The organism is Maribacter sp. HTCC2170, from assembly GCF_000153165.2.
Classification (GTDB): domain Bacteria; phylum Bacteroidota; class Bacteroidia; order Flavobacteriales; family Flavobacteriaceae; genus Maribacter_A.
The window spans coordinates 2,309,541-2,333,548 of sequence record NC_014472.1; the positions used below are offsets into that span (position 1 = coordinate 2,309,541).

23 protein-coding genes and 1 other RNA gene are annotated in these 24,008 nt (G+C 36.8%); 11 read left to right on the forward strand and 13 right to left on the reverse strand.

Annotated elements, in window-relative coordinates; genetic code table 11:
- Positions 1–15: 15 nt before the first annotated feature.
- Both FB2170_RS10175 and FB2170_RS10180 read left to right on the forward strand, forming a co-directional pair.
- Entirely contained in the window at positions 16–1,179 is a 1,164-nt protein-coding gene (locus FB2170_RS10175) for a class I SAM-dependent RNA methyltransferase (RefSeq protein WP_013306471.1), read from the forward strand.
- Positions 1,180–1,182: 3 nt separating this feature from the next.
- Positions 1,183–1,413 (forward strand): hypothetical protein, encoded by a 231-nt coding sequence (locus tag FB2170_RS10180; protein ID WP_013306472.1) that lies wholly within the window; start codon positions 1,183–1,185, stop codon positions 1,411–1,413.
- Here the strand turns inward: FB2170_RS10180 and FB2170_RS10185 are convergent, their stop codons facing one another.
- Genes FB2170_RS10185 through rlmD form a run of 3 tightly spaced genes read right to left on the reverse strand, consistent with a single transcriptional unit; the run spans position 1,414 to position 4,070 of the window.
- Positions 1,414–2,172 (reverse strand): DUF6048 family protein, encoded by a 759-nt coding sequence (locus FB2170_RS10185; protein ID WP_013306473.1) that lies wholly within the window; start codon positions 2,170–2,172, stop codon positions 1,414–1,416. It lies immediately after the preceding gene.
- Positions 2,153–2,656 (reverse strand): DUF6452 family protein, encoded by a 504-nt coding sequence (locus FB2170_RS10190; RefSeq protein WP_013306474.1) that lies wholly within the window; start codon positions 2,654–2,656, stop codon positions 2,153–2,155. Before FB2170_RS10190 ends, FB2170_RS10185 begins: the two co-directional genes overlap by 20 nt.
- 4 nt (positions 2,657–2,660) lie before the next feature.
- A complete protein-coding gene (rlmD, locus tag FB2170_RS10195; protein WP_013306475.1) occupies positions 2,661–4,070 on the reverse strand; it encodes a 23S rRNA (uracil(1939)-C(5))-methyltransferase RlmD in 1,410 nt (469 codons plus the stop codon).
- A 125-nt stretch (positions 4,071–4,195) separates the two neighbouring features.
- Between rlmD and FB2170_RS10200 the strand changes: the two genes are divergently transcribed.
- The 3 genes from FB2170_RS10200 (at position 4,196) to rocD (ending at position 6,522) form a co-directional block, all read left to right on the forward strand.
- Entirely contained in the window at positions 4,196–4,735 is a 540-nt protein-coding gene (locus tag FB2170_RS10200) for an RNA polymerase sigma factor (protein WP_013306476.1), read from the forward strand.
- Positions 4,732–5,118 (forward strand): DUF6768 family protein, encoded by a 387-nt coding sequence (locus FB2170_RS10205; protein ID WP_013306477.1) that lies wholly within the window; start codon positions 4,732–4,734, stop codon positions 5,116–5,118. The genes FB2170_RS10200 and FB2170_RS10205 overlap by 4 nt, the downstream gene beginning before the upstream one ends.
- Before the next feature lie 162 nt (positions 5,119–5,280).
- The gene (gene rocD / locus FB2170_RS10210; RefSeq protein ID WP_013306478.1) at positions 5,281–6,522 is read left to right on the forward strand and encodes an ornithine--oxo-acid transaminase; all 1,242 of its coding nucleotides are present in this window, start codon (positions 5,281–5,283) and stop codon (positions 6,520–6,522) included.
- Positions 6,523–6,572: 50 nt separating this feature from the next.
- On the opposite strand, the gene FB2170_RS10215 is transcribed toward rocD, so the two are convergent.
- The 3 genes from FB2170_RS10215 to FB2170_RS10225 are packed head-to-tail and all read right to left on the reverse strand — an operon-like array spanning position 6,573 to position 7,550.
- A complete protein-coding gene (locus FB2170_RS10215) occupies positions 6,573–6,887 on the reverse strand; it encodes a CCC motif membrane protein (RefSeq protein ID WP_013306479.1) in 315 nt (104 codons plus the stop codon).
- Between the two features lie 20 nt (positions 6,888–6,907).
- Positions 6,908–7,234: a CCC motif membrane protein gene (locus FB2170_RS10220; protein WP_013306480.1), complete on the reverse strand. Its 327-nt coding sequence runs from the start codon at positions 7,232–7,234 to the stop codon at positions 6,908–6,910.
- A 16-nt stretch (positions 7,235–7,250) separates the two neighbouring features.
- A complete protein-coding gene (locus FB2170_RS10225) occupies positions 7,251–7,550 on the reverse strand; it encodes a DUF2752 domain-containing protein (protein WP_013306481.1) in 300 nt (99 codons plus the stop codon).
- A gap of 63 nt (positions 7,551–7,613) precedes the next feature.
- On the opposite strand from FB2170_RS10225, the gene FB2170_RS10230 reads away from it, so the two are divergent.
- Positions 7,614–8,165 (forward strand): Smr/MutS family protein, encoded by a 552-nt coding sequence (locus FB2170_RS10230; protein ID WP_013306482.1) that lies wholly within the window; start codon positions 7,614–7,616, stop codon positions 8,163–8,165.
- Here the strand turns inward: FB2170_RS10230 and FB2170_RS10235 are convergent.
- The gene (locus tag FB2170_RS10235) at positions 8,162–8,668 is read right to left on the reverse strand and encodes a hypothetical protein (protein ID WP_013306483.1); all 507 of its coding nucleotides are present in this window, start codon (positions 8,666–8,668) and stop codon (positions 8,162–8,164) included. The genes FB2170_RS10230 and FB2170_RS10235 overlap by 4 nt on opposite strands.
- A 102-nt stretch (positions 8,669–8,770) precedes the next feature.
- On the opposite strand from FB2170_RS10235, the gene FB2170_RS10240 reads away from it, so the two are divergent.
- Positions 8,771–9,919, forward strand: a complete 1,149-nt coding sequence (locus FB2170_RS10240) for a cysteine desulfurase family protein (protein WP_013306484.1) — start codon at positions 8,771–8,773, stop codon at positions 9,917–9,919.
- Between the two features lie 2 nt (positions 9,920–9,921).
- On the opposite strand, the gene FB2170_RS10245 is transcribed toward FB2170_RS10240, so the two are convergent.
- From FB2170_RS10245 to FB2170_RS10255, 3 genes are all read right to left on the reverse strand, one after another.
- Positions 9,922–10,575 carry a hypothetical protein gene (locus tag FB2170_RS10245; RefSeq protein ID WP_041632792.1) on the reverse strand — a complete coding sequence of 218 codons (654 nt, stop codon included), beginning with the start codon at positions 10,573–10,575 and terminating at the stop codon, positions 9,922–9,924.
- Positions 10,576–10,605: 30 nt separating this feature from the next.
- Positions 10,606–13,017 (reverse strand): TonB-dependent receptor, encoded by a 2,412-nt coding sequence (locus tag FB2170_RS10250; protein WP_013306486.1) that lies wholly within the window; start codon positions 13,015–13,017, stop codon positions 10,606–10,608.
- Between the two features lie 63 nt (positions 13,018–13,080).
- The gene (locus FB2170_RS10255; RefSeq protein WP_013306487.1) at positions 13,081–14,772 is read right to left on the reverse strand and encodes a M23 family metallopeptidase; all 1,692 of its coding nucleotides are present in this window, start codon (positions 14,770–14,772) and stop codon (positions 13,081–13,083) included.
- Between the two features lie 275 nt (positions 14,773–15,047).
- On the opposite strand from FB2170_RS10255, the gene FB2170_RS10260 reads away from it, so the two are divergent.
- From FB2170_RS10260 to rny, 4 genes are all read left to right on the forward strand, one after another.
- Positions 15,048–15,338 carry a hypothetical protein gene (locus FB2170_RS10260; protein WP_013306488.1) on the forward strand — a complete coding sequence of 97 codons (291 nt, stop codon included), beginning with the start codon at positions 15,048–15,050 and terminating at the stop codon, positions 15,336–15,338.
- A gap of 13 nt (positions 15,339–15,351) precedes the next feature.
- Positions 15,352–15,648, forward strand: a complete 297-nt coding sequence (locus FB2170_RS10265) for a cell division protein ZapA (RefSeq protein WP_013306489.1) — start codon at positions 15,352–15,354, stop codon at positions 15,646–15,648.
- A 53-nt stretch (positions 15,649–15,701) separates the two neighbouring features.
- A non-coding RNA gene (gene ssrS, locus FB2170_RS17250) (6S RNA) lies at positions 15,702–15,810 on the forward strand.
- A gap of 49 nt (positions 15,811–15,859) precedes the next feature.
- Complete coding sequence (gene rny, locus FB2170_RS10270) at positions 15,860–17,428, forward strand: ribonuclease Y (protein WP_041633165.1); 1,569 nt, start codon at positions 15,860–15,862, stop codon at positions 17,426–17,428.
- A gap of 71 nt (positions 17,429–17,499) precedes the next feature.
- Here rny and FB2170_RS10275 read toward each other — a convergent pair whose 3' ends face one another.
- From FB2170_RS10275 to FB2170_RS10285, 3 genes are all read right to left on the reverse strand, one after another.
- Entirely contained in the window at positions 17,500–20,964 is a 3,465-nt protein-coding gene (locus FB2170_RS10275; protein ID WP_013306491.1) for a hypothetical protein, read from the reverse strand.
- 82 nt (positions 20,965–21,046) lie between these two features.
- Positions 21,047–22,366 (reverse strand): glycoside hydrolase family 2 TIM barrel-domain containing protein, encoded by a 1,320-nt coding sequence (locus FB2170_RS10280; protein WP_041632794.1) that lies wholly within the window; start codon positions 22,364–22,366, stop codon positions 21,047–21,049.
- 7 nt (positions 22,367–22,373) lie between these two features.
- Positions 22,374–23,915 carry a sugar porter family MFS transporter gene (locus tag FB2170_RS10285; RefSeq protein ID WP_013306492.1) on the reverse strand — a complete coding sequence of 514 codons (1,542 nt, stop codon included), beginning with the start codon at positions 23,913–23,915 and terminating at the stop codon, positions 22,374–22,376.
- Between the last annotated feature and the right edge of the window lie 93 nt (positions 23,916–24,008).

Sequence of the window (24,008 nt, forward strand, 5' to 3'; positions counted from 1 at the left end):
ATCTTTATAAAGCATATGAACAATAATTTTAGAATGGTCGCCAAGACCTTATTTGGTTTTGAGGAGCTTTTGGCCAAGGAATTACGCAATCTTGGAGCGGGTAATGTTAAGACAGGTGTAAGAAGCGTTTCGTTTGATGGTGATACGGGATTTATGTACAAAGCCAATCTATGTCTGCGGACGGCCATAAAAATAATAAAGCCGATACACTCATTTCCTGTTCGGAATGAAAATGAGCTTTATAAAAAGATTTATCAGATGGATTGGTCAGAGTATTTATCGGCCGATTCGACCTTTGCGATAGATACCACTTTGTTTTCTGATGTATTCACTCATTCACTTTACGTTTCCCAAAAAATAAAAGATGCCATTGTAGATAAGTTCCGGGATATGGATGGTCAACGCCCCAACGTAGATGTTAAATTTCCTGATATTCGTATCAATGTACATATTCATAAAGAGCATTGTAATGTGTCTCTGGACAGCTCAGGGAGGTCTTTGCACCATAGGGGTTATAGAACGGCGACGAATATCGCACCGATAAATGAGGTGCTAGCATCTGGACTGTTGTTGTTAAGTGGATGGGACGGTCAATCAGACTTTCTCGACCCTATGTGTGGTAGTGGTACTTTTTTGACCGAAGCTGCGATGATTGCCTGCAATATTCCTGCGAACATAAATAGAAAGGAATTTGCATTTGAAAAATGGGAAGATTTTGACGAGGAACTTTTTGAGAAAATTGTTGATAGTAGTTTAAATAAAACAAGAGAGTTTCATCATAAAATTGTGGGTTATGATAAGGCGCCATCCGCGGTTCGAAAATCAATAGATAATATTGCCAACGCTAATCTTTCTGAATATATTCATGTAGAAAGGAAAAGCTTTTTTGATTCCACAAAGTTCACGGACAATCATTTGCATATGGTATTCAATCCACCCTATGGCGAGCGTTTGAATCTTGATATGGAAGAGTTCTATGGCTCAATTGGTGATACTTTAAAACAGGAATATCCAGGAACCGATGCCTGGTTTATTACTTCAAATTTGGAGGCACTTAAATTTGTCGGATTAAGGCCATCCAGAAAGATAAAGGTGTTCAACAGTCATTTAGAATCCCGTTTGGTCAAGTACGTAATGTATGAGGGGAGTAAAAAAGCCAAATTTCAAAACAGATCTTAAAATATGAATCCAAAGTTCAAAGCAATGTTCCTAAACTTCTTAGGGTTTGCGATTTTATTCATTATCGCCAGAGTAACATTTGGTTATTTGCTCTCTATAGATAGATTATATCTTGCACTGATGGCAGCTGTATTTGCCAGTGTATTGGCTCCTAAATTTGCTGTTGCAGATATTGCCGATAGTAAGAAGGTTATGATGAAATGGATTTTTATCAAGGGTTTTAGAGAAATCTAACTATTGCTCAATTTCAGCTTCGCTTTCAACTTCTTTTTTCTTGTTCGCCTTTTTATACAACGGAATCATATAGGTTAGCGAATAGTTGTAGCCAACCCCGAATTTACTTCCGTCTGTTACTTTATTGAACCCGGGAACAAATGGGTTCGGGAAAGGTTCGTCTTTGGGGTCACTTAACATGAACCCAAATCTAATGCTTCCTCCTAAGTATATATTGGCGAACAACTCCGCCTTTATACCCAATACAGCCTCAATCCAAGATTTACTTCGGCCATCATATTCAATTGGCTCAGATGAACCGTTCGGAAAACCATCAGGGCTCCAATATCTATTTGTGTCAAAATATTGAAAATTATTGAGTGTTTGACTAAAGCTGCTAACAGCATATCTACCACCAATGAATATAGTATTGTTCATACCATACCAATTCTCATAGGTATTATAATCCACTCCCAGTTTTAAATAGCTACCGGAAGAAGTGAAATTAAAAAGGTTTTCTTGTTTGGTCTTTTTTTCATTGCCCAATTCTGCGGCAATGTATAATTTCTTGGTAAGGCGATAATCCCCTGCTAGTTCAATTCCTGAATAATCATCACTCGTTTGGGAAATAATGATTCGACTAAGGTCAACACCAACCCTAAGTCCGTATGTTTGTTTGTGTATGACCGTGTCCTGTGGTTGAAGGTCAATAGTTTCGTCTTGCGCCCATCCACTGAATACGCATAGGAGCAGCAGTATACTAATGGAATATCTTAACATGGGCTGTATTTGAATTTTCAACGGTAGGTGATATTACTTCGATACCCTTAATCCAGTTATCGGTATCTGTTGTTAGAGTAGGTGCTAAATTTTCATAGTTGGCAATAAAACCACAGGCTCGTGAAATATAGACTTCTTTTGTATCATGATTAATGGTCAAAGTATCGGTATTTCCAGTTTCAACTTCATCCTCGGTCGCCGAATTGGCAATTAACAAATATGTAGTACTTGCAACATCCGGTCTTAAGGGAATGGCCAACGAATCTGCTGTGCTTCTATCTGCATACGTATTAACCGTTGATGCTTGTCCTGAACCAACAACCCTTAGTGTTGTAACATTTTTAGTGCTTTCTGGGTCCAATGTATCATAAAAGCGAATTACCAGCAGAGGTGTATTGCCATCAACACAGATGTCATCTTTTTCACAGGCAGAAAAAGCGATAATACAGAATAAGATGATTATGAAAATCCTATTTTTTTTCATCTATTTAAAACTTTTCCAAAAGTACAACATTTTCTACGTGATGGGTCTGGGGAAACATATCTACAGCTTGTACCTTGCTCACCTTGTACATATGCTTCATCAATGCCAAGTCACGAGCTTGGGTAGCACTGTTACAACTTACGTAAACAACCTTTTTTGCGCCAATATTCAATAGTTGTTGTACAACGTCTTTGTGCATACCATCTCGTGGTGGGTCCGTTATAATAATATCTGGAGAGCCATGGGCATTGATAAAATCTTCATTGAAAACATTCTTCATGTCCCCAACAAAAAAATCAACATTGTCAATTTTGTTGTTGGCAGCATTTGCCTTTGCATCTTCAATCGCCTCAGGCACCGATTCTATACCAATTACTTTCTTTGCTTTCTTTGAAACAAATTGGGCAATGGTTCCAGTACCCGTATATAGGTCATAAACCAGTTCATTGCCAGTAATTCCGGCAAAATCACGTGCAACTTTATACAGTTCGTATGCCTGTTCAGAATTTGTTTGATAAAAAGATTTGGCGTTTATCTTAAACTGCAAACCCTCCATTTCTTCAATGATGTGATCACGCCCGGCAAAACAAACTATTTCTTGATCGTATATGGTATCATTCTGTTTTTGATTGATGACATACTGCAAGGAGGTGATTTGCGAGAAGGTTTTAGCCAAATGGTTCAATAAAAGCTCTCTTTTCTCCTTGGAATCTTCATAAAATTGGATGAGAACCATAATTTCTCCAGTTGATGCTGTACGTATCATTAAGGTACGAAGCATTCCGTATTGATTTCTTGGGTTAAAAAAAGTGATCTCATTTTTAATGGCAAAATCTTTCACTGCCAGACGAATTTCGTTTGAGGGATCTGCCTGTAGATGACATTTCTTTATATCCAAAATCTTGTCCCACATACCTGGTATATGAAAGCCCAAGGCGTTCTTTTCCTTTATCTCAACATCAGACTGTATTTCATCCAAGGTTAACCACCTGCTGTCGGAAAAAGAGAATTCCATTTTATTGCGATAAAAATATTGTTCCTTGGAACCCAAAATCGGCTCCAATTCAGGCAAATCCAAATGCCCTATTCGTCTTAGGTTATTTTCAACTTCTTTCTGTTTATAGAATAATTGATGGCCATAGTCCATATGTTGCCATTTGCAACCCCCACAAATGCCAAAATGCTCACAAACTGGTTTTGTGCGCTTGTCGGAATAGGAATGGAATTTTATGGCATTGCCCTCAAAGTAAGCCTTTCTCTTTTTTGTTGTCTGTACATCCACTACATCACCAGGTACGGTGTTGGTCATGAAAATGACTCTTCCGTCCGGAGCTTTGCCCACAGTTTTTCCTTTCGCTCCTGCATCAATAACCTCGACCTTTTCAAAGATTAGTCTTCTTTTCTTTTTACGCATGGCGCAAAAATACTAATAGGATTGCATTTATCATGGTTATCTTTAGATTGAATAGTATTAAATAATTCCCAAAAAAATGAACCTTTTTAAAAGCTTTCTGTCTTTAACATAGAACAATCAATTAAATGACCTCTAATAAAATTTTTGATGCATTGCTTGTATTGCAGTATCAATCTGGGGATAAGAAAGCCTTGGAAACGTTGGTGAAAAGGCACCATAAAAGATTTTGTAGTCATGCATATTGGTATTTACGGGATATGGATGCCTCAAAAGATGTGGTGCAGGATTGTTGGGCCATAATTATCAATAAGTTGGTAAAGCTAAGAGACCCTAATAGTTTTTCTAGTTGGGCTATGCGCATAATTACTAGGAAATCTCTGGATTTTATAAATCAAAACAAAAATAAGCGAGAAAGACTAAAGCAATTTGAACGGAATAACCAAGAAGAAAACAAAGATGAGGAAAGGAGGACAGAAATGGATAAACTAAAATATGCCATTAAAAGCCTGCCTGATAATCAACAAATAGTCTTACGATTATTTTATACACAAGAATACTCATTAAAAGAAATAGGTGGAATTCTCGAAGTTTCTGTTGGAACAGTCAAATCCAGGTTGTTTCATGCAAGGGAAAAATTAAAAACAATTTTAAAAGATAAATCATGAACAAGGACAAAGAAAAAATAGACGAACTTATTAAGGAAACCTTGAACCAAGAGGAAGCCAAATTTTATGACGATTTGGAGGAACAAAATCTGATTGGCAAATTGAGCGAAGTTTATAAAGGAAAGTTGGGTTGGCTTGCAATTATCATGAATGTAGCACATTTGGTTATATTTGGGTTACTTATTTACTGTGTGGTCGAGTTTTTTGAGACCAATGAGACCAATGAACTGATCAAATGGGCTTCGGCAGGATTTTTATGTATGATAGCAATGGGTATGTTGAAACTTTTTGTTTGGATGCAAATGGATAAAAATGATATACTTCGCGAAATGAAGCGGTTAGAACTTCAACTGACAACCCTTTCAAGTAAGTTGAATGACTAGTTAATTTGTAAGATAAACCGATTGTTTTTAGCAATGTAATAACATTTTGTATTTTTGCGCCACTACACGGGATGATTTCTCTCCTACGCTGAATTTTCGAATCTTCGGAAGGAAAAAGGTATAGAAGGAATTGCTAAGTTTTATTTTAAATTTTTATTTATCATGTCGGTTTTAGAAAAAATGAGCTCTGAAGAGGCCATTGCTTTGGAAGAAAAGTACGGAGCACAAAATTATCATCCACTTCCAGTAGTGTTGAGTAAAGGGGAAGGCGTATACGTTTGGGATGTTGAAGGAAAAAAATACTATGATTTCCTTTCCGCTTATTCGGCGGTTAATCAAGGTCATTGCCATCCCAAGATTATTAATGCCCTAAAGTCACAGGCAGAAAATTTAACCTTGACCTCCCGGGCATTTTATAATGATATGCTCGGTAAGTATGAAAAGTATGTTACAGAGTTCTTTGGTTTTGATAAGGTATTGCCAATGAACACTGGGGCAGAAGCTGTTGAAACGGCCATTAAATTGGCTCGAAAATGGGGGTATGAGAAAAAGGGCATTCATACCAATCAGGCAAAAATTGTAGTTTGTCAGAATAATTTCCATGGAAGAACTATAACTATTATTTCTGCATCAAATGACCCGGTGGCCACCGAGAATTTTGGACCATTTACACCTGGAATGGTTTCTATACGCTACAATGATATTAATGCATTGCAAGAAGTACTGCAAGATGAAAATGTAGCTGCGTTTTTGGTTGAACCAATACAAGGTGAGGCTGGTGTTTATGTTCCAGATGAAAATTACATCAGGGAAGCCTATGAATTATGTAAGACCAACAATGTATTGTTCATTGCTGATGAGGTACAAACAGGAGTGGCGCGAACAGGAAAGCTTTTAGCAATTGATCATGCCAATATAAAACCTGATATCCTTATTTTGGGTAAAGCACTTTCGGGTGGGGTGTTTCCTGTATCTGCCGTATTGGCCAATAATGAGGTAATGGAAGTTATAAGACCTGGTAATCATGGGTCAACTTTTGGTGGTAATCCCCTGGCGTGCGCAGTTGCAATTGCAGCCTTGGAAGTTGTTAAGGAAGAAAACCTTGCCGAGAATGCCGAATCTTTAGGCAAGCTCTTTAGAAGCGAAATGGAAAAACTAGTGGATCAAACGGATCTGGTTAGACTGGTACGTGGCAAGGGACTTTTGAATGCAATCGTGATAAACGATGCGGAGGATAGTTCAACAGCATGGGATATTTGTATGTTATTGAAAGAAAATGGGCTGTTGGCCAAACCTACCCACGGTAATATAATCCGATTTGCACCGCCCTTGGTGATGACCAAAGACGAGCTTTTGGATTGTGTTTCGATTATCTCGAAAACCATAAAACAGTTTGAAAAATAAAAAAAGTCCCCTGAAATTTTCAGGGGACTTTTTTTTTAAACATTCATTAATTATTGAAAAGCCCCTTCTGAGGCAGCTCCCGCTATAATTGCGGCTATGGCTCCAAAGTATATTATGGTAAAGACCAATAATATGGCGGCCAATGCAATACCAATGTAGGACAAAATTTTACCCGTTTTAGCATTTTCATAACCAGAATACCTTTCTGGTTCTTCATGATAGATGCGCTCGGCATTTTTAGCTTTTGATAAGCCAATGATTCCGAAGATGCCCCCAAAGGGGCCGCAACACAATAATGTAATCACTATCGATAAAATCCCAAAAGTTAAGGCGTTGCCAGAATTTGGTAATATTTCTCTGTTCATAAAATATAATTCTAATTAAACTATTGCCATTGTTCCATTACCTCCTGCATTTGTTCCATATAGGCATCCCAACCACCCATTTGTTGTACAGAGTAAATAGTCCATATTAACGATAGTACTCCTATAACCAGACCAATGATTGCTACGATTTTAGCAGTTTTCAATGTGCTGAAGTTGCTGTAGTTTTCTGGATTTTCTTTATATAACCCTTCGTCTTTTTTAACTAAAAACAGTGCTATCCCGGAAAGTAAAATACCTCCTATACCGGCACTGAAACAGCAGCAGATAAATGACACAATTGATAGTACTATTGAAATTGTTACGTTTGGCAATTTTTGTTGTTCCATAAATTAGAGTGTTTAGTTATATAAATTTTAAAATGTAATTCCCAAGAATCAAGACAACGCTTGAAACCATTAATGCAATTGTTATTTTGTTAGCGTATTTTATATTGAAAAAGTTATCCGCAAGTAAGAAGCCTAAAAGAGGGATAATGGTAAATGTTGCTGGGTACATTTGAAAAGCTTCAACAAATTCACCTTGTAACAAAAGAGAAAAAGAACGCTGTGCGCCACATCCCGGACATACAACCCCAAAGAACTTCTTATTTAGGCATGGAAGCATATAGTCTTCCATTAAAAATAATAAAGCGGCTAACTGCATTTTTATTTTGATTCTAATTCTTTGGGGAAAATAACTATTATTTTTGGGGTATAAAACAATTTTATGGGGCTTTTTGAAGTAGGTGATAGGGTAGAGGTACTTGACGAAATGTTAAGCGGTGAAGTGGTTACGGTGGGTGATTCTGAAATCACGATTGAGACTGAGGACGGTTTTATTATGAAATATACTCCGAGCGAATTACTGAAAGTTGACGATGACAGCGTTATCAAAGTAACAAACTATGAGGTTGCCCAGATAAAGGCCGATAAAGAAATAACTAAAAGAAAGAATACTACAGCTGTAAAGCTTAAAGACCGAAACGCCCCAAAAATGGAGGTTGATCTACATATTAACCAATTGGTGAAATCCCCTAAGGGAATGAGTAAGCATGAGATGTTGAACTTGCAAATGGAAACGGCAAAAAGGCAATTAGAGTTTGCTATGCGTAAACGAATTCAAAAGGTGGTTTTTATTCATGGTGTGGGTGAAGGTATTTTAAAGGAGGAATTGAAATACCTTTTTGGTAGGTACGACCACCTTAAATATTATGATGCAGATTACCAGAAATATGGACTTGGAGCTACTGAAGTCTATATTTACCTAAGCAAAGCTTAGGGTTGTGTGGTTACAACACCAAAATTATTGATTTGTAAATCAGTGATTCTTTGGTCCTGTGAGGTAATAAAAGTGATTTTATTTAATTCTATTGTATGCTCATAAGTGTCAGTAGTGCCTTCTGCTAGAACCGTGGTTATTAATACTTCGCCAGCCTCAGCTTCAATCTCCTCGATAACCAAAGGCTCTGTGGTTGGGATGTCATCACAGAAATAATTACTGGCAACTTTATCAGAAAAAATGCGATACGTCAATTTGGATTGGCTTGGAACCAAACTTGTAATTGAACCTGATGACACTTCATTTTTCAGTACTCCAGATTGTAACTCAAGAATCAAAGCCTCTGTTCCATTAATTTTAAAGAAGACTGTACTCGATGTTGTTATGGTTGATTCACAAGTATTTATGGCAACACTATCAAAATCAATGGTTTCAATCTGTAAATCACCATCGTCACAAGAAATGAAAATGGCCAATAGGCAGCAAACAAAAAGGTTCTTCATGCTTCAAATTTAAAAGAAATAAACTACAAGTTTGTCCTCTTTGGGATAGATTTTACAATTAATTCGGTTATTTTTGGCCTCCTTTTATTTCAAAAGAGAGTCATGGAAAATATATATTTGGACAATGCTGCGACGACCCAAATTAGGGAAGAGGTTATCATGAAAATGAGTAAAGCCTTGTCTAGCTATTATGGAAATCCTTCTTCTACACACGGGTTTGGACGCACGGCTAAAACTGCTGTGGAAAGTGCAAGAAAAACCATAGCAAAGCAAATAAATGCGCATCCCTCAGAGATAGTATTTACCTCAGGAGGTACTGAGGCCGACAATATGATTCTTAGATGTGCAGTTCGGGACCTGGGAGTGAATACAATTATCACTTCAAGAATAGAGCATCATGCGGTCTTGCATACATCTGAAGATTTAGTTCAAGAATGTGGGATTGGCTTAAAGTTTGTTGAGTTGGATGCTGATGGTAATCCAGATCTTTCACATCTAGAACAATTATTACAAGAAAACGATAGTAAGAAGCTGGTTAGTCTAATGCATGTTAATAACGAGATTGGAAATCTATTGCCAATAGATGAGGTTGCTATCTTATGCAAGGATAACGATGCATTGTTTCATTCAGATACAGTTCAATCAATTGGTCATTTTGAGTGGGATGTAGCGAAAACACCTATTGATTTTATGGCTGCAGCGGCCCATAAATTCCATGGTCCAAAGGGTGTGGGTTTTGCATTTATAAGAATGAATTCAGGATTGAAACCTTTTATCTCGGGTGGTGCCCAGGAAAGAGGTAATCGAGCGGGAACAGAGTCGGTGCATAATATTATCGGTTTGGAAAAGGCTTTTTCAATGGCCTATGAAGAGTTGTATGAGGAAAGCACATATGTGGCTAATCTGAAAAAATACTTTATTGAGAACATTCAGAAAAATATACCCGAAGTTTCTTTTAACGGGCTTTCCGGAGATTTGCAAAAGAGCACCTATACGTTGGTGAACTTATGCTTGCCCATTAGTCAGGAAAAGGCCTTGATGCTTTTATTTCATCTGGATATAAAAGGCATTGCTTGTTCAAAAGGTAGTGCTTGCCAGTCTGGGAGCGATGCTGGTTCCCATGTTTTGAAAGAGGTGTTGAGCGAAGAAAACCTAAAGAAGCCATCTTTACGTTTTTCTTTCTCAAAATATAACAACAAGCAAGAATTGGATTACACAATCAGTGTGTTAAAGGAGTTTGTGGAGAGTTGATTCTAAGACCTTTTTCTGTCTTTTTTCTTTTCTCGGTCGTATGGGAACTTTCTAGTAGCCAATTTCATCATTTTATCAATAAGGTCATTGGTGTTTTTTCCAGATTTCTTGGTTATTTTCTTTTCATATTTCCATAGTAATTTCCCAGAAAACCCATCACTTATTTTTATGCCGATCCTGCCATAGTTTGAATCTCCCATAAAATAATCCAAAAAGCTGAACTCTGTTGGCACTCCTTTTGAAAGAAGAATGTTAAGGTCCATATTACCACTGATTATTCCATCTACCTGTAAAATTTCACTTAGTTGTTTAATAGTATAAACATCAATATTTTCATAGGTAATGTTCTTTTGTGCTAGAATGGCATTTGTGTTTTTGGTATTCTGGAATTCAACTGAAAATTTCTTCTTTCTTTTTCTTTTCGAGAAGTATGTTTCTAGCGCATTTTGAACAGCATGACCTTCTTTTTCCTCTAACTGTTTAAGTTCGTTTTTCGAAATACCATCCTTTAAATCCAAGTTTGTTAAAAAAGGAATTATCGCCAAGACTTTATGATCGGCACTTAGATCATCAAAATTCTTGCTCTCGTATATATTCTTTTGAGCACTTACTGTTAGACTAGTGATCATTAGTAAGTACAGTACTATTTTTTTCATTAAAAGTAATTTTGACGGCCAATAACAAAATTAGAACCGCATTTTTAGTTGCAGATTCAAAACCCGAGCTGTCATAAAATTTGGAACGGCAAATTCGTTTTTGCTGTCTATATCCCTGACCCAAGTATTTGTTATCGAATTCTTGTTGTTGAACAAATTAAAAATCTCAAAGCCAACACTCAATTCCTTGAATTTATTCAACCAATGATTTTCAGGGTAACTCTTGTCTGCGTCTACAAAAATATGGGAAATTCCCAAATCGGCACGCTTATAATCTTTTAATCTGTTCTGAAAAACATATGGGTCTGAAAAATTAGGCGATCCGCCCGGTAAACCTGTATTATAAACTAGGTTTAGGTACATTTTTAAATTGGGTATATCTGGAACATAATCCTGAAACAAAATTCCTAGTTTAAAGCGTTGATCTGTTGGTCGGGAAATATAACCTCTATTATCAATATTCTCTTCGGTCTTTAAATATCCTAAACTAACCCATGAATCGGTACCAGGAACAAATGCACCATTCAGTCGCACTTCAGCCCCATAAACAAAAGCCTTTGCGTTGTTCGTGGCCGAATATCGAATACGGACATCATGTAAAGTATATGGGTTTACATTATTCAACTTTTTGTAATATGCCTCACTAATCAGTGTGAAGGGTCTTTCCCATAACAGGAAGCTATATTCGCTACCAAGTACGTAATGAATTGATTTTTGTGCTTTTACATTTGGCTGAATTGTTCCTGTGGCATCCCTTAGTTCCCTGTAAAAAGGAGGTTGGTGATACATGCCAAGAGAAGCTCTGAACAACATATCCCTTTTCCATTTTGGTTTTATGGCGAATTGTCCCCGAGGACTAAATACAATATGCGAGTTTTTCTCAATATTCTGTCCTTTTACCTGCCAATGCTGTGTTCTAATTCCTAGATTATAATATATATGGCTATTTTCCAGTGTTTGGTTTTGACTAAACTGTGTATAGGCCGAAAACCTATTGGTCTTCACAAAATTCTTGGCAGAAATACCTTGATACGGTACTAAGGGGGAATCAAATGGCATTTCAGGTTGATTGTTCGAGAATTCTGGTAATGGTGGTCTTATTGAATATCCTGCGGAATCCAAGAACTCCGATTCTCTCAATTGATCCCGTATATCTTCGTGGGTATATTTTATACCCCACTCCAACTTATGATTTGCTTTTGAATAAACCCCTTTTTGTTCTAAATTAAATATAAGAGCATCCAAATCGTTCCTGGCTCTAGTAAATTGGCCGCCAACGCCTCTTGTAGAAATTACCTTCCCAAGAGTTTCGCTACCTAAATCTGTGTCAATATCCCCCAATTCGTACTGCGCAATTACATCGGAGTATTCTTCCTCGGTGGTATGATATATAGATGTTATGAACTTCAATGTCACATCATCATTCAAATGGTAATCAGTTTTGATGGCACCCAAGGCCGTTGCATATCTGTTATTCTCGTTCCCCGTGTAATGTACCAATAGTGCTTTTGGTTCGGATAAGGTCCCAAAATTGGTTTGGCGGTTCAAAGGTTGGTTTTGATAATCGTTTAAGGAGAGGTTACCTAAAATGTTCAGATGAACTTTATTTGATATGCGATACGTGAAATAGCTTTGGATATCGGCGAAAACTGGATTGAAATTAGAATTAGTTTGCTGACTGTTTACCAAAAGACTGTTATTCCGGTATCGAATACCGGTAACATTTGACAGTTTTTTATTTTTTGATAAGGTTTCTATGGCCAAACTTGCACCAAGTAGACTAAAATCCATTTGAGCACCAAATGCCTTCGGATTTTTATAGGTAATATCCAAGACCGATGAAAGCTTGTCCCCGTACTTTGCTTGAAATCCACCAGGGGAAAAATCTACTTTTTGTATCAGATTACTGTTAATAAAACTCAGGCCTTCTTGTTGCGCTGAACGTATCAAGAATGGTCGGTACACTTCAATTTCATTTACGTATACCAAGTTTTCATCGTAGTTTCCACCACGTACTGAGTATTGGGTGCTTAGTTCATTATTTGATGAAACACCAGGAAGAAGTTTTAGTATGTTCTCTACACCTGCGTTTACTCCGGGTATTTGACGAACTTTTTTTGTGGAAATAGCATTGATTCCTTGAACGGTTTTTTCGCCCGTTGCCGAAACGGTCACGCCATCAATCTGGATAATTTCGGTATTTAGAACTGGATTAAAAACGTAAGTTTCGTTAGTGTTGAGGATTAAACTTTCCAAAACAACATCTTTGTGACCCACAAAGGAAAACGTGATTCGATTTTCTTGTTCGGCAATAAGCTCTAAAATATAAAACCCAGTCTCGTCTGTAGTAGTGCCATTATTGCCTGATGTAATGTTTACCTGGGTGAGCGGTGTGTTGTTTTCGCCTAAAACAACTCCTGTAATCGTTGCTGTCTGCGCCATTAATTGTGAAGTAAGGCACAGTATTAACAGTAGGAAAACAGTTTTAAGGCACTTCAAAGCTTTTTATTTTCTATAAAAGGAAACTTCATAGGTGTTGGTGTTCCCTACATTGTCTTTAACGATCACTTTGAGTTCACATTGCTTTTTATCCAATATCTTATCATCAAAATTATAGGTCAAAGTTTTTGTTTTTGGCTCATATTCCATTAAAATCCATTCTCCGTTCAAGGTAGCCGAGTAAGTATCAACACCACTCAGGTCATCTGAAATAAGCAAACTCAAATACCTATAATTGTTTAGCCACTGTTTATGTTTAAAGTTTTTTGACCTTATTTTAGGGGCCGTGGTATCCTTGACTAAGGTGTAGGTTCCCAAATTACGTGTTCTTGTTGTAAAGGTTTTTCCTCTTTTATAGGTTGATGCGTAATGGGGTTTTAATTTCTTGTCCAATCTGGCAATAAACAACTTTTTGCGCTCGGCCTCTGAATATTTTGAGGTATCAAAGGTGATGGTGAAGTTCCTATGCGCTGGGACTCTATTATTATGAATTGATACAGTATCACTGCCTTTTTTCAAATCAATATGAAAATCTTCATAAAAGGTATTGGTCGGAAAATATACTTTTGCCAATCCCAAATCGTAATTATTAGGTCTTTTAGCTATGACATAGTTTTCAGTTTTACGATTGTTTTCTGACATTTTAACCGTTTGTCGTTTGCCCTCAACGGGAATAATCACCTTGGTCAAATTACCTTCCAAATCATGAATAAGAAGTTCAACAGTATATGATAATCCTTCTTTGACCACTACCTTCCCGTCATTGACCAGTTTATTATAAATACTTAAACGGTTCCCGGCAGATTTAAAAATCTTTTGTATGCGTTGCCTGTATTTTCCCAGATGGTCATAATCAATGAGCGTATTTATATATCGAGTTTCAGTGAATGAGAAAGTCTCGAAATCATAATCGGTATAAACTTTACCGTTTACAACCTGCCTTACCGAATAAACACCGTTTTTATTGGCTGCTAAATCCTGACGGTCAAATCCTATGAAACCAAAACCAATTGTTCCTAAGGCGGTTACCTTATCAGCGAGAAATGTGCCGTCTTTTTGTTTTGTGAATTTTATCTGCGACTTAGACGTACGCTGGTTCAATTGGGCATTTTCGGATAGCGGATATCCATAAAGCCCTACCAGGGTTGGATTAGTGGCATCCAAAACCTCAAGGCCATATAGTAGGGGATTGGTAGGCTTTTCCGAAATGCTACTTCTTATTTCAAAATGCAAATGAGGACCAGATGACCCTCCAGTATTTCCACTATAGGCGATTATTTTATCCTTTTCAACCTTTACCTCTCCATACTCAGGAAAAACCTCTATTTCATAGGATTTTTTTTCATATTGAAGTTTTTTAATATACGCCTCGATTTCTGGAGAAAACTTTTGCAAATGCCCATAGACTGATGTGTACCCGTTCGGGTGAGCAACGTAAAGCACCTTGCCATAACCCCAAAGTGAGATTTTAATCCTTGTGACCGTACCGTCGCCAATAGCGTATATGGGAAGGCCTTGCCTTTGCTGTGTTTTAATGTCAATACCGCTATGAAAGTGATTGGATCTGAGCTCTCCGAAAGTGCCGGCCAAAACCAACGGTATATCTAAAGGAGATCTAAAAGCATCTTTAGGGTAGATATCTTGGGCAGAAATGCCCGTTGAAAATATCAAAAAACAAATAAAAATAATTTTGCGCATAGTCTAAAGTAGGATTTGTGTCGACCAATTATCATGCCCTGATGTGGGTTCCACAAAAAATGAAAAGGCGTTACACCTTTTAAAAAAACATAAATTTAAAGAGATGAAAAGAATTAACCGCTTCTAACTTTAAAAATCTCCCAATAAATGTTAATGTTTCAATGACAGACCGCCTATTTTCAGACCTTAAAGTATTACTTAAAGAATAATTCAAAAAAGTATTGGTCAGTCGTCTTATGTATGTTAACTTTGTGTAATACGCATTGAGTTTGTATATGAGTGAATTGGTTAAAATTGTTGATTCCCTAGAAAACAAGATTAGCAAGTTGTTGCATAAGTTGGAATTATTGCAACAGGCTAATCAAAAGTTGGAAGAGGAATTGGTTTCAACAAGAAACGACAAGGATTTAACTTCAAAAACGGTTTCTGAATGGGAACAGAAGTACAATTCGCTTAAGCTTGCAAATTCTATGCTTGGCAGTAATACAAATAAAACAGAAGCTAAGCTTAAAATAAATACATTGATTAGGGAGTTGGACCATTGCATTGGGCAACTCGCCGAATAATGTTCAGAACAATATGTCAGAAAAGCTCAAAATAAAGCTTTCTATCGCCGATAGGGTATACCCATTGACGATTGATCCCAGCCAAGAGGAAGGGCTTAGGAAAGCAGCAAAAAATATAGAGCAATTGGCAAAAAAATTTGAGCAGAATTATGCCGTTAGGGATAAACAGGATGTGCTCGCAATGTGCGCACTACAGTTTGCCTCTAAAATAGAACAAAAAGGCATTGATCAATCAGAAGGAACCCATGAAGCCACAGATCGCTTGCGAGCATTGGACGAGTTGGTAAATTCAAAGCTTGGTATTAAATAAGTTCTTTTAAATAACAATAAGTTACTGCCCACATTGGTATTATCTTTTGACGAACTCAACATTAATTTGTTTAAAAAGGGTGAGTTTAGATTGTAAAAGCAGGCCTTCTCGATAAAGGATCCTTGATCAGTCTGGTAACCCTAAACCTGTTTTCTGGAGTTTGTACAAAACTTCTCCAATGTGGGCTTTTTTTATACTAAATTTTGAAATTATGGACAGTACCACACTTATATTAGTCGGAATCGCGGGCCTTGTTATAGGATTTGTGATTGCCAAGTTTATGGAAAAAGGCAAAGCATCTAAGACCATTACAAATGCGAAAAAAGATGCAAATTCTATTTTAAAAGAAGCTAAGACTGAAGGCGAGAATATCAAGAAAGATAAAATCTTTCAAGCCAAGGAAAAATTTTTGGAGCTCAAGGCCGAACATGAGAAAGTAATAATAAATAAGAACAAGAAAATGTCCGAGGCTGAAAAGCGTACAAGGGATAAAGAATCACAGATAAGTAATGAACTGTCCAAAAACAAAAAACTGAACAATCAGTTAGAGGGTAAACTAAAAGACGTTGCCCATAAAGAGGACTATTATGACAAAAAACATACTGAACTTGAAAAGCTGCATAAAAACCAAGTACAGCAGCTAGAAGTGATTTCAGGATTATCGGCAGAAGACGCGAAGAGCCAGTTAATGGAATCATTGAAAGAGACAGCCAAGACTGATGCTATGGCCTATTTGCAAACGACAATGGAAGAGGCAAAGCTAACAGCACAGCAGGAAGCTAGAAAAGTTGTTATAAATACAATTCAACGAATAGGTACTGAGGAAGCAGTTGAGAACTGCGTTTCTGTATTCAATTTGGAATCTGACGATGTTAAAGGAAGGATTATTGGTCGTGAGGGTAGAAATATCCGGGCCATAGAAGCTGCAACTGGGGTTGAGATAATTGTTGACGATACACCAGAGGCCATTATACTTTCCTGCTTTGATTCTGTACGTAGGGAAATTGCTAGGTTATCATTGCATAAATTGGTTACAGACGGAAGGATTCATCCAGCGCGTATTGAAGAAATTGTTCGTAAGACGGAAAAACAAATTGAACAGGAGATAGTTGAAATAGGAAAACGTACGGTGATTGATTTGGGCATTCATGGATTGCATCCCGAATTGATCAAAGCGGTAGGTAGAATGAAATATCGTTCTTCTTATGGGCAAAACCTATTGCAACACTCAAGAGAGGTGGCCAAACTTTGCGGAGTAATGGCAGCTGAGCTAGGATTGAACCCTAAGTTAGCAAAAAGGGCAGGGCTCTTACATGATATTGGTAAAGTGCCTAATACTGAGGCTGAGGTTGAAACTCCACACGCTATTTTAGGTATGCAATGGGCGGAAAAATATGGAGAAAAACCAGATGTGTGTAATGCCATAGGAGCTCACCACGATGAGGTTGAAATGAAGACATTGATTTCACCGATTATCCAAGTCTGCGATGCAATTAGTGGTGCCAGACCTGGCGCAAGACGACAGGTACTGGATTCTTATATTCAACGTTTGAAAGATTTGGAAGAAATCGCTTTTGGATTTGGAGGAGTTCAAAAGGCTTACGCTATTCAAGCAGGAAGAGAATTAAGGGTCATTGTTGAAAGTGAAAAGGTAAGTGACGATAAGGCCGCACAATTATCATTTGAGATCTCACAGAAAATACAAACCGATATGACCTATCCCGGACAAGTTAAAGTAACTGTTATTCGAGAGACTCGTTCAGTGAATGTTGCAAAATAATACACTTAATAATGAAGTATATAAAAAGGGGCCAAACGGCCCCTTTTTATTTGGTTGGAATTATCTTGTGACTAATCTAAAACTACTTCAACCTGTATTTGTTCTATAGTGTTGTTTCTTTCAAATATTTGTCGACTAAGGTCTTCAGTCAAAGTTAGACCGCTAACAATTTCTGTTGAACTGTTAGTATTCACTAGGATTATTTGGTTCTTGACAGAACGTTTATATACCACTGGAACTTGACAATAGGTAAAACAGAGGGATTCTTTTTCTACTACAATTTCTTTAGTTTTTTGAAGTACATTATTGTATTTAAAAGTTTTGCCTTTTCTTAAAAATTCCTCTTTTCTTAAAAGGACTGGTCTAAATTGAAGTTTGCCTTTTTTTACAAAAACCCCCAACTCTCCAAATCTACTCAAAATATCTTCTTTTACCTGACCTGTCATGCCTGGTTGCTGAGCGCCTTTACCTGAAGGTGTATGGGAATACGGGTCGGTTGGAAATGCACCGTACAATTCCGGGGATTTATGAACACCTATGCCTTCATTTATTTCATAATAATGGTCCAGTAATTTTCCGATTGTTATAGGGTCTTCGTTCTCAGACATGGCTTTTAGGCATATTTCCTGTACGGCTAACACTAACTTTGATACCATATGCCAATAGATTGAACCAAGCCCCTCATATCCAAAAAACGTTCCTGATCTACCCGTAAAGGATTTATGGTCGAAAACCATTTCAAACACCTCTAACAATTTTTGCCTTTCATTCGTTATTAAAAGGCCGTATTCTTTTTGATCCAGTTGTGATAAGGCATTTATAAGGCTTCCTGCGTTATTGAAATTCCCATTGAAATGGAAACCTCCAGATTGATCTTTTTCAATTATCTGTTTGTTTTCATCTTCAAGGAGTTTTTTCAATAATTGCGAGTTTTTGACATCGTCAAGTGGAATATTGTTTTTCTCTTTGAATCTGGTCAGTTCTTTGTTAGGATATAACAAATAACTGTATTGGTCCGTTCTAAATAAAGAACTGTTCTTCAACCCATCCAAAAGTTCCAACGCCTCTTCTGAGTTTAAATATCCTGAACTTAGGATTGCAACTTGACCTTCTAACATTTCATTCAAATGGGATACAGAAACTTCCTTTTCGTTATCAATGGTCATTAAATTATAAGAATGATACATTTTGTCTCCCCTCTTATTGGCCTTGATTGTATGGTCAAGGAACTTTTTAGAGATGTTAAAAAAGTGTATTAACTTATTTTTATGTACTACCTTCTTTTTATCTTCGAAACCTTTTTTATAGATAGATGATCTATATGAACTAGCGGCATTTCCTAAACCATCCAATATAGTTTTTCGATCTTTATTTGTTATTTCGCTATTAAGAACATGTTGGTAGCGATCGAAGGTTGAAACTACATCATTAAAGAAGGTCGAGAGTTCTACGGAAATAGTTGTCTCTTCTATAGAGTCGTTTGTGACAAGCTCTTCTAAAAAATTGATAAATCTTCTTAAATAATACAAGGTTACCATAGAAACCCCATTACCAACCAATGCATTGTTTGCATCATTCCATTCAGGCCTTTGGGTGTTTAACCATATCCCGCCTTCAGGAATAAAGTTTGATGTTTTGGCTAGGAGAGTAACTAATAGTTTCTCGATTAAATTTACGTAGTAAATTGACTGGTCCTTACTTGTAATCAATGCGCCATCTGCCCCGATTTCCTTTTTTCTATGAGATAATAGCTCATCCAAATTTGTGTCAAAATCTATAGTGTCTTTCGGGTTATTAAGTGTGTCAGAATAACTCTTTATTTTATATGGGACATTTGCATACACGAATAATTCTTGGTTAAAATAGCTTATCAATTTGTTTGGATAATGATTCTCGATAAACTCCAAGAATTTCAAAAGGTATATAATTTGATGATCTCCCCAATACCCAATATAAGACCATGGGTCGTTTTCTTCAATGACTTCCCAATCAAACCCATCTTTGGTGACGCGATAGGGATTATAACCTTCGAAAGTGGTTGCATTTAAAAATTTATGGATCATACTTTCAATAAACTCTGGATAGGAATGGGCCAAAGCTTCCCAGTTTTGAAAGATATCACGCCAATTGCCCTCATAGTCAAGAATCTTTGAGCCGTCGATTTCACTTCTGGTGTTTATTGAAAATTTGTTCCAGGGTCTACTTGGGTCACCATGACGTCGACTGAACTTCAATGGCATATATTCAAAACACAGTCTTTTAAAGTCGACATCTTCGTTTTGTTTGATTAATTCTTTTAATTCAGGCAGTGTAAATATATTAGGAAGGTTACTTACTAATTGTGATTGTCTTTTCGCTACTTGTTTATTGGCCTTGACGATATATTTGGTGAAATCTACTTTCTCTATTTGATAGTTATTATCGAATATTCCACCCCTCATTATGTTGAAAAGCGTGTTTGAAAAGTGCCTTGTGTTTCTTTGTTTATCGGCCGACAATTGCTGCCCGTCAGCTGCATCTGTCAATTCCAATAGATGGTTTGTTCCACTATCAATATCACGCTGAACAAGTTCTATGGGCTTCTTTTCGGTTTTTATTATCTCTGAAATTTCAGAGATGGCAGAAATTGTTTGATTTACATTGGCTATGATCAGCCAGTTTTTATTTGAACCAGACCCTAATTGTAATTCTGTCTTTATAAAATAAGCTCCCTTTTCTGCTTTTATGTCAATTTCTGATTCAATGGGCTTACCTCTTCTAAAAGCATTTAATTGTAAAGAGGAGATTAAAAATTCCTGAACGTTAATTCCGGCAGACCAAGCAATAGTAGATTTCAGAGCTTCACTGGGTTCGGCCTTATCTACAATAATTGCGCTTAGGGCATAAATTCCGACGCCAGAATCTATTTCCAATTCATTTTTCTTATATGCATCTACCAAATTGCTTCTTGTGTTTTGCATTTCGGTTGTAACACCATAAGGTAAAATGTTCTGGATACCATCAATAATAGTAGCATTTATCTGTCCGCTGGAATTATTTATTAAAGAAGACTTTTTTACAAATCCGAATTTGTTGCTAGAATTCCATTGATATCTAAATGTGAGTCCTAAATCTTTGTTTAATTCCTCAAAAATCACCTTATTGCCATAACTGTTCTTGTAAAGGTTTCGGGTGATTTTATAAATACCAGCATATTTATCCGAGAAGGGTTCCCATAGATAGGACTTGTTTTCTTTATGAATTTGTAAAATTGTTTTACTACCGGTGATTTCAGCTGATTCAGTAATCTTGTCATCCGTATAATATGGGAAAAGAGCGTGATCACTATCCTTTCTGCCTGCCGTTAAACCTCCATTACTGGATAAGAACATCCAGTGATTGGAATCACTGACTATGCTCATAAAAAAGGGCCTCATTGCATCGCTGTTAGTAATCTTATAATAGTTTTCTCCATCCAGGTTTATTAGTTCCCCAGTTACTTTCAACTCTTTGAAAGAAGAAGTTTTGTCACCTATATATATTGGGCTTTTGCGCATACGTTTCTAATAATTTAAAATAAAAACCTCAATAAAAAAGGGTGTATTTTTAAAGAGGTCTTTTGTTGTATTTATGTTTTTGTTATTTCACCATAAAAGGAATATTGGCCGTGGCAGAATGATCGGCACCATCATTGGCATAAATAAATAATCTATATGCCCCACTTTTAGGAGTTTTAAAAGATAGCTCGCCATCTTTTTGGCTTACAATTTTTATTTTCAATGCTTCTGGGCGTTCTTCATGATCTCCACCATCTTTAAGGTCAGTACTTTCCGGTAAGATTTCCCATGTATAATTAATTGCATCATTTTCAAAATCCTTTATTTTCACTAATGCGTTCGCGATTTCGTTAGATTTTAGTTCAATATTGTCGTAAGCAGTTTTATTATTCAGCGAATAGGATTCTATTTGCGGGGTCCTATTTTTTGGCCATTCATCATTCCATATATAATGCATAACATCAACCGATTCTGTCTCCTTGCCATCTTCCAAGAAAATCCCATACCAAGTCGGCGTACGTTCTTGTTTGTTGCCCCATAAAAACACATAGGAACCGATACATTGCAGTGAATCGGCTTCTATACCACCTTTAAAGCGTTTCATATAATTTGCGGCTTTGACTGTGCTATTGTCCTCAATAGGTGCTCCCCATGAGGTGGTGGGAACCTCCCAATGACCAGTAGCACCCCATTCAGTAACCATGTAGGCTCCTTCCCAACCAAATTCCCGAACCAATTTGGGGAGATTTGGAAGATCACCATACATCTGAACCGCAAGAATATCCAAGTCAGAACATCTTTCTTTTATCAGCGTTACCTCTTTTTGAGCTATACCCGCCAAACTAGTTGTCGTCAAATGATTAGGATCTACTTCATGTATCATTTTTGAAATATTGTTCACAGCATCCCAAACTTTTGGATTGGAATAATGTAAGTTGAGTTCATTGCCAATTCCCCAAATGAGTAAAGCCGGGTGGTCTTTTAATTCTAGAACCTGTTCTTTTATTTCACTTAATTGTTTAGCTACTGCTTTTTCATCATTGTAATCAAAACCATGTCTTTCGCGTGCTACTTCAATGCCCATTGTCACCATTAAGCCATTTTCATGGGCTTCATCCAATACTTCTTTGGCAGATCTTTCACCATTTTCGGTACGCCAAGTTCTAAAAGAGTTTGCATTGTGTTGGGAAAGTTTTGAAATATCGCCAAATTCAAGACCGGCACCATCTATATAAAACTCTTTGTTGTTAACTAATAGTTGAAATTTGCCGTTTGAATTTTTGAGTTCAACTTTCGCGGGCCCTGGTTTTGATGCTGAGTTTTGATCTACTGGATTATTTGAGGCCTTTTCTTTACAGGAAAAGAGAACCAAAAATGACATTATTACTAACAGTCTATTCATTTGAAATTTATTTTCTGATTAATAGCTCTTCGACTTCTTCTAGTGTTTTCCCTTTTGTTTCAATCACGAATTTGTAGACAAAGATGATGGCGCAGAACGAAAGTAAGGCATAAATTGCAAAGGTTGTTGTTGGTCCTAAATTTGATAGCTCCCAAGGAAAAACCTGTGTTACAGAAAAACTGACCAATGAATTAAAAAAACCAACCACCGAAATAGCTATACCTTTAATTTTACTTGGAAACACTTCTGAAATTAACGTCCACATTACTGGTCCCAAAGAAATTGCAAAAGAGGCAACATAGAGTAAAATGGCTATAAGAACTAGAGTTGCGTTGATTTTTATGGTATTTGTAATCTCATTTCTTTTAAATTCCAAGAACTGATCTGCGTTTAGTTTGGTTTCAACTTCTGCAAAAAGAGCAGCTTGCCCATCAAAAGATTTTCCACTAAGATCAGTTAAAGCATTTTTGATTTCGTTATTACTTATCTTATTTAATGTGTTTTCGTTGAGGTCATAGGTGGCATTGTTAAAGGCAAATGCAGCCATAAGTAAAGCTATGGTCATAAAGGTCGTACCTATAAGTAAAAGCGGTTTTCTCCCTAATTTGTCTATTAACCAAATGGCAACTAAGGTGAAAACTAAATTTGTGAGACCAACAACTATTGCCTGAAGAAAAGAAGAATCAGTACTTCCTCCTGCTTGTTCAAAAATAGTTGGGGCATAATAAAAAACTGCATTGATGCCCGTAATCTGTTGAAAAAATGCTATGCCTAAGGCAATGATCATTATAGTGGCATATTTACTTTTAAAAATATCTGAGAATTTACCTTTTTCTTCTTTTTTAGCAATTCCTCTTTGAATTTCAGCTATTGTTAACTCAGCATATTCTTCACCCCCAATTTTTTGAAGAATTTTCCGTGCCAATTTGATTTTATTCAATTTTAAGATTAACCATCTAGGGCTTTTAGGAACGGTCCAAAGGGCCAAAAAGTAAATTAACGCTGGAATGGCTTCGACACCTAACATCCACCTCCAACTTTCGCCATCCATGTTTACCAAGAAATAATTTGAAAAGTATGCAACTGAAATACCAATAACGATATTTAATTGATTGAAAGAGACTAAACTACCTCTCAATTTGGGAGGCGCAATTTCGGCAATATAGATTGGAGCAATTAATATGGCTCCACCTATGCCTATACCTCCAATAATTCTGGCAATAATAAACTCGGTATAACCTGTTGCGAATGCCGACCAAGAAGCTGAAATTGTAAACAGGGCAGCTACAATAATTAGCACACTTTTTCTCCCAAATTTATCTGCCAAAGGGCCAGCGACCAAATTACCGGCCATGGCCCCAAAAACAACACAACCCACAGAAAAGCCTAACATCCATTCAGTCATTTCAAAGTAAATCGTGATTCCTTTAACAGCACCAGAGATTACGGCACTATCAAAACCTAATAAAAACCCGCCCAATGCGACTATTAAGCTTATGAGTATGGTATAAGATTTATTCATTTTAATTACTTCTTCGGGTTGTTCCATGATATGGTTTTAGTTGAATTATTAAAGTCTGGCTGTTATTTATTAGAGTTTTTGGTATGAATTAAATATAGGTATTAAAACAAAAAGATCAAT

What these genes read in the sequence shown, in the direction of transcription:
- FB2170_RS10175 (WP_013306471.1), top strand. Translation starts at nt 16, where the DNA reads ATGAACAATAATTTTAGAATGGTCGCCAAGACCTTATTTGGTTTTGAG.
- FB2170_RS10180 (WP_013306472.1), top strand. Translation starts at nt 1,183, where the DNA reads ATGAATCCAAAGTTCAAAGCAATGTTCCTAAACTTCTTAGGGTTTGCG.
- FB2170_RS10185 (WP_013306473.1), bottom strand. Translation starts at nt 2,172, where the DNA reads ATGTTAAGATATTCCATTAGTATACTGCTGCTCCTATGCGTATTCAGT.
- FB2170_RS10190 (WP_013306474.1), bottom strand. Translation starts at nt 2,656, where the DNA reads ATGAAAAAAAATAGGATTTTCATAATCATCTTATTCTGTATTATCGCT.
- rlmD (WP_013306475.1), bottom strand. Translation starts at nt 4,070, where the DNA reads ATGCGTAAAAAGAAAAGAAGACTAATCTTTGAAAAGGTCGAGGTTATT.
- FB2170_RS10200 (WP_013306476.1), top strand. Translation starts at nt 4,196, where the DNA reads ATGACCTCTAATAAAATTTTTGATGCATTGCTTGTATTGCAGTATCAA.
- FB2170_RS10205 (WP_013306477.1), top strand. Translation starts at nt 4,732, where the DNA reads ATGAACAAGGACAAAGAAAAAATAGACGAACTTATTAAGGAAACCTTG.
- rocD (WP_013306478.1), top strand. Translation starts at nt 5,281, where the DNA reads ATGTCGGTTTTAGAAAAAATGAGCTCTGAAGAGGCCATTGCTTTGGAA.
- FB2170_RS10215 (WP_013306479.1), bottom strand. Translation starts at nt 6,887, where the DNA reads ATGAACAGAGAAATATTACCAAATTCTGGCAACGCCTTAACTTTTGGG.
- FB2170_RS10220 (WP_013306480.1), bottom strand. Translation starts at nt 7,234, where the DNA reads ATGGAACAACAAAAATTGCCAAACGTAACAATTTCAATAGTACTATCA.
- FB2170_RS10225 (WP_013306481.1), bottom strand. Translation starts at nt 7,550, where the DNA reads ATGCAGTTAGCCGCTTTATTATTTTTAATGGAAGACTATATGCTTCCA.
- FB2170_RS10230 (WP_013306482.1), top strand. Translation starts at nt 7,614, where the DNA reads ATGGGGCTTTTTGAAGTAGGTGATAGGGTAGAGGTACTTGACGAAATG.
- FB2170_RS10235 (WP_013306483.1), bottom strand. Translation starts at nt 8,668, where the DNA reads ATGAAGAACCTTTTTGTTTGCTGCCTATTGGCCATTTTCATTTCTTGT.
- FB2170_RS10240 (WP_013306484.1), top strand. Translation starts at nt 8,771, where the DNA reads ATGGAAAATATATATTTGGACAATGCTGCGACGACCCAAATTAGGGAA.
- FB2170_RS10245 (WP_041632792.1), bottom strand. Translation starts at nt 10,575, where the DNA reads ATGAAAAAAATAGTACTGTACTTACTAATGATCACTAGTCTAACAGTA.
- FB2170_RS10250 (WP_013306486.1), bottom strand. Translation starts at nt 13,017, where the DNA reads ATGGCGCAGACAGCAACGATTACAGGAGTTGTTTTAGGCGAAAACAAC.
- FB2170_RS10255 (WP_013306487.1), bottom strand. Translation starts at nt 14,772, where the DNA reads ATGCGCAAAATTATTTTTATTTGTTTTTTGATATTTTCAACGGGCATT.
- FB2170_RS10260 (WP_013306488.1), top strand. Translation starts at nt 15,048, where the DNA reads ATGAGTGAATTGGTTAAAATTGTTGATTCCCTAGAAAACAAGATTAGC.
- FB2170_RS10265 (WP_013306489.1), top strand. Translation starts at nt 15,352, where the DNA reads ATGTCAGAAAAGCTCAAAATAAAGCTTTCTATCGCCGATAGGGTATAC.
- rny (WP_041633165.1), top strand. Translation starts at nt 15,860, where the DNA reads ATGGACAGTACCACACTTATATTAGTCGGAATCGCGGGCCTTGTTATA.
- FB2170_RS10275 (WP_013306491.1), bottom strand. Translation starts at nt 20,964, where the DNA reads ATGCGCAAAAGCCCAATATATATAGGTGACAAAACTTCTTCTTTCAAA.
- FB2170_RS10280 (WP_041632794.1), bottom strand. Translation starts at nt 22,366, where the DNA reads ATGAATAGACTGTTAGTAATAATGTCATTTTTGGTTCTCTTTTCCTGT.
- FB2170_RS10285 (WP_013306492.1), bottom strand. Translation starts at nt 23,915, where the DNA reads ATGGAACAACCCGAAGAAGTAATTAAAATGAATAAATCTTATACCATA.